Source organism: Ruminiclostridium papyrosolvens DSM 2782, assembly GCF_029318685.1.
Taxonomy (GTDB): Bacteria; Bacillota; Clostridia; order Acetivibrionales; family DSM-1351; genus Ruminiclostridium; species Ruminiclostridium papyrosolvens.
The window spans coordinates 4,037,382-4,052,937 of record NZ_CP119677.1; the positions used below are offsets into that span (position 1 = coordinate 4,037,382).

Consider the following 15,556-nt stretch of genomic DNA (forward strand, 5'->3'; position numbering starts at 1 on the left):
TAATACGTTTTTAATAAATATTAGTCTGTTCTTTTTACCCACTGTGAGTACGGATGTGAATATTTTGCTGCCAGAAGTATTGCCTCCGTCATGCTTATCTCACCGGCTATTCCCTTCCCGGCTATATCATAGGCAGTTCCATGGTCAACTGATGTCCTCAGGAACGGAAGACCTAAGGTAATAGCTATTGTCCTTTCAAAATCCAATGTTTTTGTAGCTATGTGTCCCTGATCATGATATAGGGACAATACAGAATTGTATCTGCCGGTTAATGCAAGATGAAACACAGAGTCAGGACCTACAGGGCCTTCCACATTAAACCCTCTCATTTTCGCTTCCTGAATTGCCGGAATGATATTTTCGCATTCTTCCAGTCCGAAAAGACCATTGTCACCGCTGTGGGGATTTAATCCGGCAACTGCCATTGTCCCCCCTGTTATCCCAAGGCTTTGCAAGGCTTGGGTGCATCTTTCCACGTAGTCCAGCAATCTTTCCTTAGTTACCATATCACAAGCCTTCCTCAGAGATACGTGTCGGGTAAGGAAAAATACCCTCATTCCTCTGACCTCAAACATAGTAAGAGGATCTTTCGTGTCCGTCAGCCCGGCGAGTATTTCCGTATGACCGATAAACTCAATTCCTGCCGCTTTTAGTGAAGGTTTGTTTATAGGGGTAGTTGCTATTGCAGAAAGTTTTCCTTCCATAGCAAGCTCCACACTCTTTTTTATATATTCAAAGGAAGCTCTGCCATTTTCCTCCTGTACCTTGCCGTACTCCAGAGAATCAGGATTTATTATATTTAAATCCACTACATTTATAGTCCTATTGTCTGAATCTATCACGTCAACACCTGATACTGTTTTAACACCGGTTTGTATTCCGCATATCCGAGCTGCCTTTTCAATAACACCGGCATCACCAATTACCAAAGGCTTGCATACTTTGTATATCTCATCATTAGCAAGTGCTTTTACTATTATCTCGGGACCTATTCCGGCAGGATCTCCCATTGGAATACCTATTACGGGTTTAATCATTTTATCCCCTCCTGTTAATACTATTATAGTATATCTGTTTATATCAGAGGAATATGTATATTTTAAAAATGTTGACATTTTAATCAACTGGTAATAATATAATACTGTACTAAGTGTACTATTATTGTTAATACAGTTACGAGGAGGTGCTTATGATACAATTGGATTTTAAAGACCCCAGACCTATTTATGAACAAATAAAAGATAAAATCAAGGAGCTGGTTATAACCGGGGCAGTTGAAACTGACGACAAAATTCCGTCGGTAAGAGAGCTTGCTCAAACTCTTACCATAAATCCCAATACCATTCAAAAGGCATATAAAGACCTTGAAGCCGAGGGAATAATTTATTCGGTTAAAGGCAAGGGTAATTTTATAGCCCCATTAGATAAAAGCTCGGTAGACCCCAGACGAAAAGAGCTTTTGCTCATTATTCAGAAAACGGTGGAAGAACTGATTTTTCTTCACACACCGCAACAAGCAGTAATTGACATAATTTATAACACATATAGTAAAAAGGAGGCATCCCAATGATTCATGTTAAATCTTTGAGCAAATCCTATGGGGACTTTAAGGCGCTTGATTCCCTTGATATTCACATAAAAGAAGGTTCAGTCTATGGGCTTTTGGGACCTAACGGCTCAGGAAAAACTACATTGATAAAGCATTTAACCGGTATTTATAAAAACGAGTCAGGCTCCATAGCCATAGATGGTAAAACCGTTTTTGATAATCCCGAAACAAAATCTAAAATAATTTATATATCCGACGACCTTTTTTTCTTTTCTCAGTACAGCATAAAGGAAATGGCTTCTTTCTACGCCAGCATGTATCCCGGATGGAGCTGGGAAAGGTTTAATACTCTGAAGCAAGTATTTCCAATTGATATTAAGCGTAGGGTCGTTAAGCTTTCAAAAGGTATGCAGAAACAAGTTGCTTTCTGGCTTGGGATTTCGGCAAAGCCAAAAGTAATGATACTGGACGAACCCGTTGACGGGCTTGACCCGGTTATGAGAAAAAAGGTATGGAATCTGATACTTCAAGATGTTGCAGAATACGGAACAACGGTTCTTGTTTCTTCCCATAACCTGCGTGAGCTTGAAGATATATGTGATCACGTTGGTATACTATATCAGGGTAAAATGATGGTTGAGCGTGAGCTTGATAATATGAAATCAGATATTCACAAGCTCCAGCTTGCATATTCAGGTAATACACCTGACAGTTTATTCAAGGATGGAGAGGTATTGCATCGTACCCAGAACGGAAGCGTGCTGCAATTGATAGTTAGGGGCAACAAGGATACAATAATATCCAACGTCAAGTCCACGAACCCTGTTGTCATGGACATTCTGCCGCTTTCCCTTGAGGAAATTTTCATTTATGAATTAGGGGGTAAAGGTTATGAAATCGAAAACATCCTTATTTAAGCAAGGCTTAATTTTGAGCGATTTAAAACGCTATTGGTGGGTCAGTGTAATTTTTTCATTATTCCTTATTCTGACTATGCCTATGGCACATTACATGCAAAAATTTAATATAAATATTGACAAATCCAATACTCAGTATATTAAAGAGTTTATAGCTAATGAGCTAAGCTACACCAGAGGGATAAGCGCAATATATCCTGTTGTTATTCCTGTTATTATTGCAGTTTTAGCCTACAGATATATTCATAAGGGCCGTCAGGCTTCTTTGTATCACAGTCTTCCGGTTACCAGAGCGGAACTGTATTTTAACAGCTTAGTTTCAGCAGTGATACTGTATGTTTTGCCTTTATTAGTAAATGTTTTCGTTATGGGCTTGCTGAATTCCTTTAGCTTTTTATCTGATTTTTATACAATGGGACTTATTTTTAAATGGTTTGGACTATCGGTTTTATATGGAATTTTGTTTATGTCCATGACAATTTTTGTTGGCATGTTTACAGGAAGTGCCATTGCTCAGATAGTATTTGTTTATATACTAAATCTGCTTCCATTGTTCTTTTTTGAAACTATAAAAATTAATTTATCTTCATTGCTATACGGCTTTTCAACTTTTTCATATACGGGTCTTTACCGTAAATTACCTATGACTATGCTCCTTAGCAACACCATACAGCATACACCTCGAATTATTATAAGTTATATAGTTTTATCACTGCTGCTTCTGGTGGGAGGCCTTGTTGCATTTAAACTCAGACGGCCTGAAACCGCCGGTGATATTATAACCTTTAAACCTATACGACCCGTGTTTATATACGGTGTTACAGTATGTTCAACACTAGTGGGAGGCGCCTATTTCTTAGGCATTAGCAGATCCTCCGTCTCCTTTGCGGTATTTGGATATTTCCTATGCGCATTAATAGGCTATGTCGTTGTTCAAATGTTAACAAACAAAACCTTTAAAGTACTTAACACATACAAGGGTTATGTGGGGTATGCACTTGTATTAATAATCATGCTTCTGGGTGTCAAGTTTGATATTTTCGGATATATAAATAAAGTTCCCGCTGCTGATGAGGTTGCAAATGTTTACATGGGATATAACCTCTACTGGTGGGAAAACCAAGACAGTGAAAAATATACAAACATGTCAAATGACAATACTACCGTTTATAAAGAAACTTCAAATATAAAGAACATAATAGAGCTTCATAAAATGGCTCTGGATAACAGGAGTAAGAATGGCTTCTCAACTTACATTGCCTATACATTAAAAAACGGCAAAAAGATTGTAAGATATTATTCAATTGATACCAACCTGTATGCTTCTGCACTGGGGCCAATATATGAAAGCAATGAATACAAATACGGCAGATTCCCGATTCTTCATCAGGAAGCAGATGATATTAAGTATATACAGGTACACGATTATTCAAATAAAAAACAACCTACCGTCATTTCTGATAAAGAAAAGCTTAAAAACTTTATAACAGAAATGCGTAAGGATATTAACGGTTTCAACTATGAACAGCTTGCAACCTCTGCTGAGGATAAGCTCTGGATAGATATTAATGACAATAACGACAGGATTGTTTCATATGGTGTAAATTCAAACTATACTAACACATTGAACTGGTTTAACAGTAACAACTATCAATAAAAAAAGGGCAGTAATGGCGATATTACCATTACTGCCCTTTTTTCATTTTATTAACCTTCTTTTACCGGGGCTTTTCTTATCAACAAATATGATAATCCCGAAAGTAAAAGCGTAGTAACAAGGAATATACCGGCTGCACTTATAGGCCCGTAGTTTGTATTTACTCCAAACATTGCTCTTAACCCGTTGTATAGCCATTTAACAGTAGCTGCTGAACAAAAGTTTTGAAGTATATACGGAAGTACCATTGCAAAAAAGACCGGAACTCCAATTGATACACATATCTTCTGTATTTTGTTCATTCTGTAATAAGCAAGTGTTATAAAATACCCAAGAGTTATTGCACACGTATACAGTGTTACGTTCCATAAAAAAGAAATCACTATATCTCCGCTGCTTTGGGTTTTATCCTGATAAATCATTCCATACAAAGTATTATAATTTATTATTTTGTTAAATACAGCTGTAAAAGCCATATTAATAACTGTCATGCCTGCTGTTACAGGAATTACAGCCAAGAAAAAGCTTTTAAACTGAGTTTTTCTTGGTACACCATTGGACATTAAAAATAAATAATTTTTTCTAAAAGAGTTTAAGCCTACAATAAACAAAAATATTGCCGACGTCATTTCAATTCCGTTAAATGAGCTGTCATTCTCAGATGTGACACAAGCAAAAAATATTATCAGCGTTACTATAATTAAATAAAAAATCAAGACAGTATTCTTCATCTCCGAAAAAATATATTTAGAAGCTGTTTTTAATCTCATCAATAATCCCCTCCATTATCTATTAGTCATGTGAATGAATAGTTTCTGTAAATCAGGTTTTGTAACTTCCAATCCTTCGGGAATACCTGACTTATCCAAATGCCCAAGTATATATGCACTTTTAAGTCCACCTATGGTATCGGCTCCAAGTACATTTTTGCCTGCAGTAAAACTGTCAACCGCAGATATACTTCCGGTTATGGCATAGCCCTGTGACAGAACGCTTTCCACAGACTCCTTCAAAATCAGTTTGCCTGATTTTATTATTATAACGTCTTCAATTATCTCTGCCGCTTCTTCAATCAAATGTGTTGAAATGATAATAGTTTTTGGTTTTTCACTGTAATTTTTAAGCAATTCCTTATAAAAGAGGTCACGGTGATTTGCATCCAGTCCCAGAACAGGCTCATCTAAAAGGACAAAAGGCACATTGCAGGACAACGCTAAAATCATTTTGAATATAGATGTATAACCTGTAGACAGAGTTTTTATCTTTTGACTTAATTTCAGCGAAAACTTCTCACACAATTCGCTAGCGTATTCAATGTCAAAATCAGTGTAAAATCCTTTAGTCCATGTAAATGCCTTTTTTACAGTCATATGCTCAGGATAGTAATTATTTTCAGTCATAAAATAAAGCTTTGATAAAGCACTATCATTTTCTATAACACTCTCACCGTCTACAAGAATCTCACCATCTGTAGGAAAAATCCTGTTTGTAATAAGGTTCAGCAAGGTTGTCTTTCCTGCTCCGTTACGGCCCAGCAGTCCGTAAATCTTGTTCTCTTCAAGCTTCAGGGTTACATTGTCCAGGGCTGTCACGTCTGCAAATTTTTTAGTTATATTCTTGATTTCCATTTGACTCATATTTCAAACCCTCTTTCCAACATTTTTAATATATCCTCTTTTGAAATTGAAAGCTTCTTTGCCTCTGTCACAAGAGATTTTATATAGCTTTCAAAAAAGTCTACCTTCCGTTGTTCAAGTATTTTTTCTTTTGCTCCGTTTGCAACAAACATGCCAAGCCCCCTCTTCTTATAAACAATTCCGTTATCAACTAAAATATTTATTCCCTTCAGCGCAGTGGCCGGGTTTATCTTGTAGTTTACCGATATCTCTGTTGTGGATGGAATTTGCGTCTCCTCTTGGTACGCCCCCGCTATAATGGCATCCTCCAATTCCTCAGAAAGTTGAAGATATATAGGTTTGTCATTATTAAAATCTAGCTTCATGCCTTCACCACCTATTTAGTTAATTTGTTAACTGGTTGATTGGTTAATTACTTCTATAACTAACTATATAACTAAAGGTTATAAAAGTCAATATGTAAATTTAAATTTTTATATACTTTTGAAAAGTTAAATCGTATAATTTACATATCTAAAATGAATAATGTACATAATTTTACATATGAATCCCTGTTTAGGGGTATACGGAGGTAACATGCCTAATCTGGTTACTCATTATCTTTGCGGCTTGGAAGCTGTTAAAATGATTGAAAATAAAGAGTGCAAAAAACTCATTGAACAATATAAGAACGTCTTTAATCTAGGTGTTCAGGGCCCGGATATACTTTTTTACTATGGTATCTGGCCTTGGTCTCCTAAAACTAAATATGGCACTATAGGAGAGAAATTTCATATATCAAAAGTGAATATTGTATTCAGTAATATTATTGACTACATTTTAAAGCAGGAGGGGACTGTAAAAGACATTCTTACAGTTTATTTTATGGGCTTTTTATGCCATAACTGTCTGGACAGTATTACTCACCCTTATATATTCTACAAATCAGGCTTTAAGACTGACGATGATCAGCGCACAAACCTGTATCACTACTATCACAGGCGTTTTGAGACTTCCATTGACGTATTGATGTGCAATCGCCTTTTAAAGAAAAAAGTTCATGAGATACGAATTAACAAACTGATAGGTATACCTGTCAGGGAACGTGACATAATCGGGGATATGTACGAAAGCGTTATAGCCTCGGTTTTTAATTTTAAAATCCCCGGTAAGCTTATATCAAGAGCCATAAAGGATATGAATATAGTAGAAAAACTCCTTAGGGACCCACATGGTATAAAGAAGAAATTTGTAGCAGGTGTAGACCAACTTTTGTATGGATTCCCTCTTTTCTCCAGCCTCATTTTCCCTTTACAGCTAAAGGACGGCTTGGATTACTTGAATCTTGCAAAAAAAGAATGGGCAATGCCATATGATAAAAACCGCAAAAGTAATCTTTCATTTATAGAAATGTTTAAAGAAGCCTGCGACAAAACGCAACGCTTTTGTCAGGTACTATATTCAACTATAACAGAGAACACATCCAATGTTTCTAATGCCTTGAAACTATTTGGGAACAATTCCTACACTTCAGGAATCAATTGTGATTTGTCAGTTAAATTCAAATACCACGATATTATTTTTGATTAACATGGTGTTTAAGCAACCTCATTACCATGTCAACGGTATCAGCCAGATCTTTCTTGCTTCTGGCTTTTGCCTTTTCAAATGGCATAGCTACTCTGTTAATACTTACAATAGCCGACACTCCCATTTCATAGGCTGCTTCAGCTCCATCCCCCACATCTCCTACTAGGGCAACAACAGGAATATTCTTACTTTTAGCACGGGCAGCAACGCCTATAACAACCTTTCCTCTGAGACTTTGGCGGTCAATTCTTCCTTCCCCTGTAAAAATAACATCGGCATCTTTTATTATGTTTTCAAAGCCTGCTAAATCAAGGACTGTTTCGATTCCGGGTTTGAGACTTCCTTTAAGGAAAGCCAGTATTCCTGCACCCATTGCACCTGCTGCACCACTTCCCGGAATTTTTGATACATCAACTCCCAGCTGACTTTTTATTGTCTCGGATAAATCCATAAGATTTTTGTCGAGGAGTAAAACCATATCCCGGTCGGCACCTTTTTGTGGTGCATAAACATACGCAGCACCGTTTTTACCGTACATGGGATTGTCAATATCGCACATAGCAGTTATTTTACAATCTTTAAGGAGCCTTTCAGCAGAAGCAGTGTCAATATGCGCTATTTCTGCCAAGGTACTACCTGTGGGAATAAACTCATCCCCTGCCTTGTTCTTAAAGCATACACCCAAAGCACACGCCATTCCGGTACCACCATCGTTTGTACAACTTCCCCCAAGGCCTATTATTATCTCACGGCAGCCGTTTTCTACAGCATGACGTATCATTGTACCAACTCCAAAGGTAGTGGTGACAGAAGGATTTAGCCTTTGTTCTGCCAATGGAAGGCCTGCAAACATGGCTGTCTCCAGTATGGCTGTATTGCCTTTTCTGGCGTAATAGCCTTGCAGTTTTTCATTATAAGGTCCTGTAGCCATAAGAGTAACCTTTTGCGCTCCAAGAAGCTGTATGAAGCAATCAGATGTACCTTCCCCTCCATCAGCCACGGGTATTTCAATTATTTCACTGTCAGGATAAAATTCTATAATTTTTGATTTTACTATGCCACAAACCTCAACAGAACTCATACTTCCTTTAAAAGAGTCAGGAGCAATCACAAACTTCTTCATTTGACATTCCTCTTTTCACGCTTATATGTATAAAAAGAACACATATTCCATACGAAATCTGTGTTCTTTTTATACATATAAGTTATTAATATTTATTATATTGAAAGTATATTACTTAGTTCAAGAAGCTCATTGTCAATATCCTTTTTCATAGCCAATGCTTCATCTATATCAATATCAACAACCTTAGAATCCTTTACAGATATAATTCTGTTAAATACACCATCTTTAAGCAATGTCACAGCCTTTGCTCCCATAACACTTGCCATAACTCTGTCCTGAATAGTCGGGCTTCCGCCTCTTTGGATATATCCCAAGACTGTTCCTCTTGTTTCTATTCCTGTAAGGTCTTCTATCTTCTTGGCAAGCTCCAGTGCTCCACCTATTTTCTCAGCAACACCTTCAGCCAATATGATAATATAGTTTTTCTTTCCGCTATTTCTTCCCTGAATTATTTTTCTTATGATATCTTTATCAAAATCGAATTCTCTTTCAGGAAGAAGAATTACTTCCGCACCGCCTGCAATTCCTACATTCAAAGCAATATGTCCTGCACGGCGTCCCATTACTTCAAGTACGCTGCATCGTTCATGTGAATATGCCGTATCTCTGATTTTGTCAAGTGCGTCCTGAACAGTATTCATTGCTGTATCGTAGCCTATTGTATATTCTGAACTTGCTATGTCATTATCAATTGTTCCCGGCAAACCCATAACCTTCATACCAAATTTACTGAAATCTCTGGCTCCTCTGTATGAACCGTCTCCTCCGATAACAACAAGTGCATCCATACCAAAAGCCTTTGAAATTGACATGGCCTTCTGCATGCCTTCGTCAGTTGTAAATGCCTTACATCTGGCTGTCTGAAGTATAGTTCCCCCTCTATGAATAATATCCGATACATCTCTGGCGCTCATATCAAATATATCTCCGGTAACTAAACCATTGTAACCTTTCCTGATACCCAGCATCTTGAAGCCGTGATATATACCTGTTCTTACAACAGCACGTATGGCAGCATTCATTCCCGGTGCATCCCCGCCGCTGGTAAGTACTCCTATTGTTTTAATGTCGCTCATTTCAAAACCTCCCCATAAACAGTAAAATCTGAATGTCGTATATATACATCAAATTTTTATACAAAACTGAACCCAATTGAGTTCATTATAAACCAATACAACATCAGAAACAATATAAATCAGTTACTTTGTTTTTTTATACATACAATTTCCAATAGCTTCTCCAGCCAGAACTCTTGTTTCAAAGCCTTCTTCAGTCTGTTGTATTATATCTTCATCAATTTTAACCATGTCCTTTTTAAAAATCAGAAGAACAGTAGAACCACCGAATTTAAAAAATCCTTTTTCATCGCCTCTTGAAACACGTTCCCCGGGAGTATAAGTCTGAATTATTGAGCCTACTGAGGTTGCTCCCACTTCTATGTATAGAACATCCCCAAAATTGTCTGTTTTAAATATGCTGTATTCCCTTTTGTTTCTGCAAAAAAGCTCAGGTATTTTCTTTAATGCAACAGGATTTACAGAGTAGTATTCGCCCTTTATTTTGTGTGTTTCCATACACTTACCGCTGTCAAAGAAATGGAATCTGTGATAGTCTACGGGACAAAGCCTTAATATCATATAAGTACCCCCATTGTAATCCTGAGCCAGTTTTTCGTCCTGAAGGAGGTCACTTAAACTGTAGGTCATTCCTTTTATCTGAAGAAGTTTTTCCTTATCTATATTCTCCCATGCCTGAAGTCGTCCATCCCCCGGAGACAGGAGTTTTTCTTGAGCTTTGTCAAAATTTCTGGCAGAAGATTTCAGTTTTCTGGCAAAGAAATCATTGAAGCTTTTGAAATCTTCCGGCTTGTCCTGACATTCATTAATATCTATTGAAAATTTATCTGCAAAACCCTTTATAGTCCTGCGGCTTATTTTCCTGTCACAGAAAAATCCCGTCAAAGCAGAATATACCTTACGTTTTACAAGGAGTTCCAAGCCCAGCTTTCCTCTTCTTGTTGTGTACAGGGTATCAAGGAGATTGCCTCCTGCTACCTGCTCAATATCATATTGTTTGTTCTTTCTATTATAAATCTTAATCATTGTATTCTCTTTTCTATAAATAATTTTTCCCTTAATGAGAATTTTATATTATTGAGAAAATTAATGCAATTTAAAAAACTCCTCCCGACATATTATTATTTTATGCCAAGAAGGAGTTTTTTTAGTCATTTTATGTTTTGTATGACGGTTTACTTGTATGGGTCTATTGTTTGAATAGTTCCATCCTCGTTATATTTTAATTCAGTAAATTTCACGCATCTCTTATTGTCACGGCCACCTGATAATGAGCTGTCATGGTAGAACAGATACCACTTATCCTGATACTGTACTATTGAGTGGTGAGTAGTCCATCCTACAACCGGTGTGAGTATTTTTCCTTTGAATACAAAAGGTCCTTTTGGATTATTACCAACTGCATATACAATGGTATGAGTTGTACCTGTTGAGTATGAAAGGTAATAATTCCCATTATATTTATGCATCCACGGGCCTTCAAAATATCTTCTGTCTTCGTCCCCGGCAAGAATAGGATTACCCTCTTCATCAACAATTGATATCTCTTCCGGCGCTTCTTTGAATGTAAGCATATCATCACTCAATTCAGCTACTCTTGGACCTATAGCCGGTGCTGATACATCAGGACCTTCAGCGTCAGGACTAAAGCTGCCTGTCTGCCACTTTTCAAGTTGACCGCCCCAAAGACCACCGAAATAAATGTAAGCTCTGTTGTCATCATCCACTAAAACAGCAGGGTCTATGCTGAAGCTGCCGGGAATAGGCTCTTTTTGAGCTGTAAACGGCCCAGCCGGTGATGAACTTGAAGCTACTCCGATTCTGAATATACCATCCTTATCCCTTGCAGGGAAATACAAATAGTAGGTGTTATTTTTGAAAGCAGCGTCCGGTGCCCACATTTGCTTAGATACCCATGGAACATCTTTCATGTGCAGAGCTTCACCATTATCAACACAAGGCGAATTTAAATCCTCCAAAGACAATATGTGATAGTCTTCCATCATATACTGGTCTCCGTTATCATTTGAAACTATATCCTCGTCAAGGTCGTGAGAAGGATATATATAAATTTTGCCTTCAAATACATGTGCAGAAGGGTCTGCTGTATAAATGTGTTCCACTAAAGGTTCTTTTTGTTTTACGATTTTCTCCATACGACTTTCTCCTTAAATTAACATAATAGTTATAATAGAGTTAACTGTTACCATTATATCAATATTTTATTAACAATCAATCACTAAAATACTTTTTAATAGTCTTTTAATAATCACAAAGGCGTAATTGAATGATAATTAAAGCCTGCTGAACAGTCAAATTCAGAATTTATACGACAGACAGCCTCCCTGACAAATTTTCATACATTGCCCCCACTCTACGAAATCGTTATTAATACATTGTATATAAATTCATAGTATACCATTAATTGTAATCAATTGGAATTTATTTCTAGTATATCAAGTCATTTAAAAAAGCAGTCTCCGAGGTATTCTCCAACCTATACGAGAAGCAAATAAGCAGGGCCACCCGGAAGGGTGGCCACTGTAAATGATTATCTCAATATTTTTGAATTCTATTATTCACATTTTGGATATTTAGTAGTATCCCATGTCCTTCCCTCACTCTTAAGGAAGGCGTCATTTACATTAAAGTATTTATAGGAAAGAGCAGCATTCTGTTTGGTATATATAGTATCCCATGTACAATCAAGATGATAATATTTGCCCTCTAATTTTACTATATTCCATGCATGGGCTCCGCCTGCCCATCCGTGGGCAACCTTGATACACTCTATTCCTGCCCTGTTGAGAAGGATATTCATTGTATCAGCAATGGCATCGCATGCACCCTTCTTGTCTATGAGAACGCCATATGCACCTGTATATACCCCCAAAGTATAATTTGTATTATTACAAATATAGTCGTGCAGAGCCTTCTCCTTTTCCACAGGAGTCATGGCTGGAGTTGTAACTGAAGCAATGATTGCATCCGCTGTGTTTAAAAATGCTGCCACTTCCGCCTTTGTCTGGGTAAAACCCCAGAAATCAATTTTAATATTGGCATTGAACCCGGTATAACTTGAATAGTCTTTTATTGAATTACCGCTCAAGTCAAGCTCTGTAAGTTTTGTCAGGCAGGACAAAGGTGCAAAATCTTCTACGGCATTATCACTTAAATCAACATCCTCCAAGTTTGCAAGGCTGCTCAGAGAAGTTATATCCCTGATATTATTGTACCCCAGTCTCAAGGTTGACAGATTTTTTAATACTGAAAGAGAGCTTATATCTTCAATTTTACATGAATACAATACCAGTGAACTGAGATTTGTCTTAAAGTCCTTTATACAGCTTATATCCTTAATCGGATTACGATCAACATCAAGATTGTTTAAATTTGTAAGATTTTTTAAAGGACTTAAATCTGTTATCTGGTTACTCCCTAAACTTAGTATGTATAATTTTGACAGTTTCTCCAAAGGAGTTAGACTTTTAATCTTGTTATAATTTAAAAATAAGTATTTGAGATTTGTCAGCTCACTAAGCTGAGATATGTCTTCTAGTTGGTTGTCAGTCAAATAAAGCATATTCAAATTCTTTGCGTATTGAATCCCTTCGAGAGAGACTATGTCCAAATACTTTGCATCAAGGCTGTCGATTTTAAGCATATCGCTTTTGAGAATATCTCCGGTAGGTTTTGAGATAGCATCCCTAATAACATTCTCCAAACTAGAATCAGCAATATAAATTATATCATCCGTCTGAACAATAAGTGTTAATTTTACTTTGCCATCATAGCCTACAACTGTACCTTCAAAAAACTGTGTACCACCTATGGTTGTATCAACACTGGCAGTATTCCATTCAACTGGTAACTCCACCTCAGTACCGTCATATCTTTTTGCCTTGACCATAGCAGGCAGGGTATAAGGTTCTCCCTGCTTTACGGTGGTTCTTATATCCTCTATGGTATATTGAGGAACTACCTTTACGGTTACATAAGCTTTCTGTGAGAAGCCCTCTACAGTGCCTTCTACTTTGTACTCTCCTGCTTTGTTTAAATTCAGTGTCTCTTTGTTCCATGTTACATTGCCATATGGCATCCTATATGTACCATCGCTTAATTGTGCTGCCACAGTATCAGGCAGCTCCACTGAACCGTATTGTGGGACAGTAACCGGCATTCCTACAAAAGAAACTATAGAAGGATTTACATCCACAGTTAATGTCATCTCTCTTGAATACCCTTCAACCCTGCCTACAAATCTAAATCTTCCCAGAGTATTTAGGTCTATAACTGACGGTGTCCATATTACAGGAACCCTCGCGGTACCTCCTCCTACAATATTTACTTCTACTGTTTCAGGTAACGAGTAATCCGTCCCCTGAAATGCGTTTTCCCCCCATGCATAATATTTAAGTGAAGCAATTTCTCCGGCTACATTTAATGTCAAAGCAACTTGCATCGGCCTTCCTTCTACCGTTCCTATATATTTATAAGTACCGGGTTTTGTAGTGTTTGCGATTTCGGGATTCCAGGCAACTGCAACCTCGTAGCCTGTGCCGTCAGCTAGAAAGACATGGAGTGTCTGTGGTAAAACGTATGCTTGTTTCAAAACTGTATAAGCTACGGGATTGACTATCAGATTCCAATAAATCTTCTCTGCATAACCTGCAACACTACCAACAAGCTGGTATATTCCCTCGTTATGAGTGTTTATTTTTACAGACTGCCAGGTTACCGCAACATCAGCTCTGCTTCCGTCTGCCAACGTTGCAGGTATTGTTTGGGGAAGTGAATAAGAATCACCCTCATTAATGGAAATGGTATCGTTTGGATTTTCTACCCTTAGTACCTCGTTCCCATTTGCATTTGCTATCAAAGGATTGTACAATGAGGACATTGTTATAAGCAATGCCAGAACCATAGTAAGAAAAACCCTAAATTTGCTGTAACTTTTCATTAGTTATCTCCTTTATAAATTTTTGTTTGGAATTACATGTTATATTTTACATTATTATCAATTGGCTTGTAAATCAGAAACCATACATATTTCTGAAATCATGGTAATTCCATCACAGAGCAGCTTTTACCAAGGGTAAGAGCCACCTCTTTTAGAGATGACGAAATCGTAGTATACTTGTACGGAGGTGTTCATTTTGGTGAGTAAAACTTTATTTCAGTGTCCTAATTGCAAAAAACCTTTAAATAAAGGGCAAAAACAGTACTTTTGCCCAAAGGGACACAGTTTTGATATCGCGAAGCAAGGATATGTAAATCTTCTGCTTTCAAGTCATATCGGGGCAGGAAAACCCGGTGACAGTAAGGAAATGCTTAAAAGCCGCAGAGAATTTCTTGATAAAGGTTATTATCAGGAGTTTTCCGATACCCTCAATAGTATGGTTGTTGAAACGTTGAAAGCTGAACCTAATATGAGTATTTTTGATGCAGGTTGCGGCGAGGGTTATTATGTTAACAGACTGAAGCAAAGCTTATCTGCTTTTGATAATACAAAGACCTTGGACATGTACGGTATAGATGTGTCTAAATCAGCAATACAATATGCTGCGGGTCGTGACAAGGATATACATTTTGCAGTTGCAAGCAGTTACCATGTACCCCTACTAGACAATTCCGTTGATTATATATTGTGTATCTTCGCTCCCAGAGATGAGCGGGAGTTCAAGCGTATTTTAAAACCTTCCGGGAAGCTGTTAGTAGCTGCACCCGGTCCCAGACACCTTTATAGTCTGCGGAATTTTATCTACGATAGTCCGGACATAATAGGTCAAAAGGGTACCATAGAAGAAGGCTATAAGCTTTTAGAGCATAAAATTGTGTCCTACTCAATCACTATCAACGACAAAGAAGACATTTTCAATCTGTTCAACATGACTCCATACAGTCGTCACGCTGATACAGACACGGAAAACAAACTTAAAACAACTCAAGAATTCAGTACGGAAGTAGAAATAAATATAAGAGTGTACCAAAATGCCTAATTTCGGTACACTCCTTGTTCATTCAT

Annotated in this window: 14 protein-coding genes; 5 read left to right on the plus strand and 9 right to left on the minus strand. The window is 37.4% G+C overall.

Going from position 1 to position 15,556, the window contains the following annotated elements; translation table 11 throughout:
* Window positions 1-20 precede the first annotated feature (20 nt).
* Window positions 21-1,037: a 4-hydroxythreonine-4-phosphate dehydrogenase PdxA gene (pdxA, locus tag P0092_RS17870; RefSeq protein ID WP_004615828.1), complete on the minus strand. Its 1,017-nt coding sequence runs from the start codon at window positions 1,035-1,037 to the stop codon at window positions 21-23.
* A gap of 152 nt (window positions 1,038-1,189) precedes the next feature.
* Between pdxA and P0092_RS17875 the strand changes: the two genes are divergently transcribed.
* From P0092_RS17875 to P0092_RS17885, 3 genes are read left to right on the plus strand one after another with little or no spacing between them, the layout of a single operon-like run.
* Window positions 1,190-1,570, plus strand: a complete 381-nt coding sequence (locus tag P0092_RS17875; RefSeq protein WP_004615826.1) for a GntR family transcriptional regulator — start codon at window positions 1,190-1,192, stop codon at window positions 1,568-1,570.
* Entirely contained in the window at window positions 1,567-2,466 is a 900-nt protein-coding gene (locus tag P0092_RS17880; RefSeq protein ID WP_004615824.1) for an ABC transporter ATP-binding protein, read from the plus strand. The genes P0092_RS17875 and P0092_RS17880 overlap by 4 nt, the downstream gene beginning before the upstream one ends.
* Complete coding sequence (locus P0092_RS17885) at window positions 2,441-4,123, plus strand: DUF6449 domain-containing protein (protein ID WP_004615822.1); 1,683 nt, start codon at window positions 2,441-2,443, stop codon at window positions 4,121-4,123. The genes P0092_RS17880 and P0092_RS17885 overlap by 26 nt, the downstream gene beginning before the upstream one ends.
* Before the next feature lie 50 nt (window positions 4,124-4,173).
* On the opposite strand, the gene P0092_RS17890 is transcribed toward P0092_RS17885, so the two are convergent.
* From P0092_RS17890 to P0092_RS17900, 3 genes are read right to left on the minus strand one after another with little or no spacing between them, the layout of a single operon-like run.
* On the minus strand, window positions 4,174-4,893 hold the full coding sequence (locus tag P0092_RS17890) for a hypothetical protein (RefSeq protein WP_004622278.1): 720 nt from the start codon (window positions 4,891-4,893) through the stop codon (window positions 4,174-4,176).
* Between the two features lie 15 nt (window positions 4,894-4,908).
* Window positions 4,909-5,760 (minus strand): ABC transporter ATP-binding protein, encoded by an 852-nt coding sequence (locus P0092_RS17895; protein ID WP_004622277.1) that lies wholly within the window; start codon window positions 5,758-5,760, stop codon window positions 4,909-4,911.
* Window positions 5,757-6,125 carry a GntR family transcriptional regulator gene (locus P0092_RS17900; RefSeq protein WP_004622276.1) on the minus strand — a complete coding sequence of 123 codons (369 nt, stop codon included), beginning with the start codon at window positions 6,123-6,125 and terminating at the stop codon, window positions 5,757-5,759. The genes P0092_RS17895 and P0092_RS17900 overlap by 4 nt, the downstream gene beginning before the upstream one ends.
* A gap of 211 nt (window positions 6,126-6,336) precedes the next feature.
* Here P0092_RS17900 and P0092_RS17905 point away from each other — a divergent pair, with 211 nt between their 5' ends.
* Window positions 6,337-7,329 carry a zinc dependent phospholipase C family protein gene (locus P0092_RS17905; protein ID WP_004622275.1) on the plus strand — a complete coding sequence of 331 codons (993 nt, stop codon included), beginning with the start codon at window positions 6,337-6,339 and terminating at the stop codon, window positions 7,327-7,329.
* Here P0092_RS17905 and P0092_RS17910 read toward each other — a convergent pair.
* The 5 genes from P0092_RS17910 to P0092_RS17930 all read right to left on the minus strand — a co-directional run bounded on the left by P0092_RS17910 (window position 7,316) and on the right by P0092_RS17930 (window position 14,491).
* A complete protein-coding gene (locus P0092_RS17910) occupies window positions 7,316-8,452 on the minus strand; it encodes a glycerate kinase family protein (protein ID WP_004622274.1) in 1,137 nt (378 codons plus the stop codon). The genes P0092_RS17905 and P0092_RS17910 overlap by 14 nt on opposite strands.
* Before the next feature lie 95 nt (window positions 8,453-8,547).
* Window positions 8,548-9,531 (minus strand): 6-phosphofructokinase, encoded by a 984-nt coding sequence (pfkA, locus tag P0092_RS17915; protein ID WP_004622273.1) that lies wholly within the window; start codon window positions 9,529-9,531, stop codon window positions 8,548-8,550.
* A 123-nt stretch (window positions 9,532-9,654) separates the two neighbouring features.
* The gene (locus P0092_RS17920; protein WP_004622272.1) at window positions 9,655-10,557 is read right to left on the minus strand and encodes a phosphatidylserine decarboxylase; all 903 of its coding nucleotides are present in this window, start codon (window positions 10,555-10,557) and stop codon (window positions 9,655-9,657) included.
* Window positions 10,558-10,706: 149 nt separating this feature from the next.
* Window positions 10,707-11,687 carry a glycoside hydrolase family 43 protein gene (locus tag P0092_RS17925; protein ID WP_004622271.1) on the minus strand — a complete coding sequence of 327 codons (981 nt, stop codon included), beginning with the start codon at window positions 11,685-11,687 and terminating at the stop codon, window positions 10,707-10,709.
* Window positions 11,688-12,106: 419 nt separating this feature from the next.
* Entirely contained in the window at window positions 12,107-14,491 is a 2,385-nt protein-coding gene (locus tag P0092_RS17930) for an Ig-like domain-containing protein (RefSeq protein ID WP_004622270.1), read from the minus strand.
* A 199-nt stretch (window positions 14,492-14,690) separates the two neighbouring features.
* Here P0092_RS17930 and P0092_RS17935 point away from each other — a divergent pair, with 199 nt between their 5' ends.
* On the plus strand, window positions 14,691-15,530 hold the full coding sequence (locus tag P0092_RS17935; RefSeq protein WP_242831807.1) for a putative RNA methyltransferase: 840 nt from the start codon (window positions 14,691-14,693) through the stop codon (window positions 15,528-15,530).
* Window positions 15,531-15,556: the final 26 nt, after the last annotated feature.

Excerpts from the sequence above, each read along its gene's own strand:
- pdxA (WP_004615828.1), bottom strand. The coding sequence starts at position 1,037 with ATGATTAAACCCGTAATAGGTATTCCAATGGGAGATCCTGCCGGAATA.
- P0092_RS17875 (WP_004615826.1), top strand. The coding sequence starts at position 1,190 with ATGATACAATTGGATTTTAAAGACCCCAGACCTATTTATGAACAAATA.
- P0092_RS17880 (WP_004615824.1), top strand. The coding sequence starts at position 1,567 with ATGATTCATGTTAAATCTTTGAGCAAATCCTATGGGGACTTTAAGGCG.
- P0092_RS17885 (WP_004615822.1), top strand. The coding sequence starts at position 2,441 with ATGAAATCGAAAACATCCTTATTTAAGCAAGGCTTAATTTTGAGCGAT.
- P0092_RS17890 (WP_004622278.1), bottom strand. The coding sequence starts at position 4,893 with ATGAGATTAAAAACAGCTTCTAAATATATTTTTTCGGAGATGAAGAAT.
- P0092_RS17895 (WP_004622277.1), bottom strand. The coding sequence starts at position 5,760 with ATGAGTCAAATGGAAATCAAGAATATAACTAAAAAATTTGCAGACGTG.
- P0092_RS17900 (WP_004622276.1), bottom strand. The coding sequence starts at position 6,125 with ATGAAGCTAGATTTTAATAATGACAAACCTATATATCTTCAACTTTCT.
- P0092_RS17905 (WP_004622275.1), top strand. The coding sequence starts at position 6,337 with ATGCCTAATCTGGTTACTCATTATCTTTGCGGCTTGGAAGCTGTTAAA.
- P0092_RS17910 (WP_004622274.1), bottom strand. The coding sequence starts at position 8,452 with ATGAAGAAGTTTGTGATTGCTCCTGACTCTTTTAAAGGAAGTATGAGT.
- pfkA (WP_004622273.1), bottom strand. The coding sequence starts at position 9,531 with ATGAGCGACATTAAAACAATAGGAGTACTTACCAGCGGCGGGGATGCA.
- P0092_RS17920 (WP_004622272.1), bottom strand. The coding sequence starts at position 10,557 with ATGATTAAGATTTATAATAGAAAGAACAAACAATATGATATTGAGCAG.
- P0092_RS17925 (WP_004622271.1), bottom strand. The coding sequence starts at position 11,687 with ATGGAGAAAATCGTAAAACAAAAAGAACCTTTAGTGGAACACATTTAT.
- P0092_RS17930 (WP_004622270.1), bottom strand. The coding sequence starts at position 14,491 with ATGAAAAGTTACAGCAAATTTAGGGTTTTTCTTACTATGGTTCTGGCA.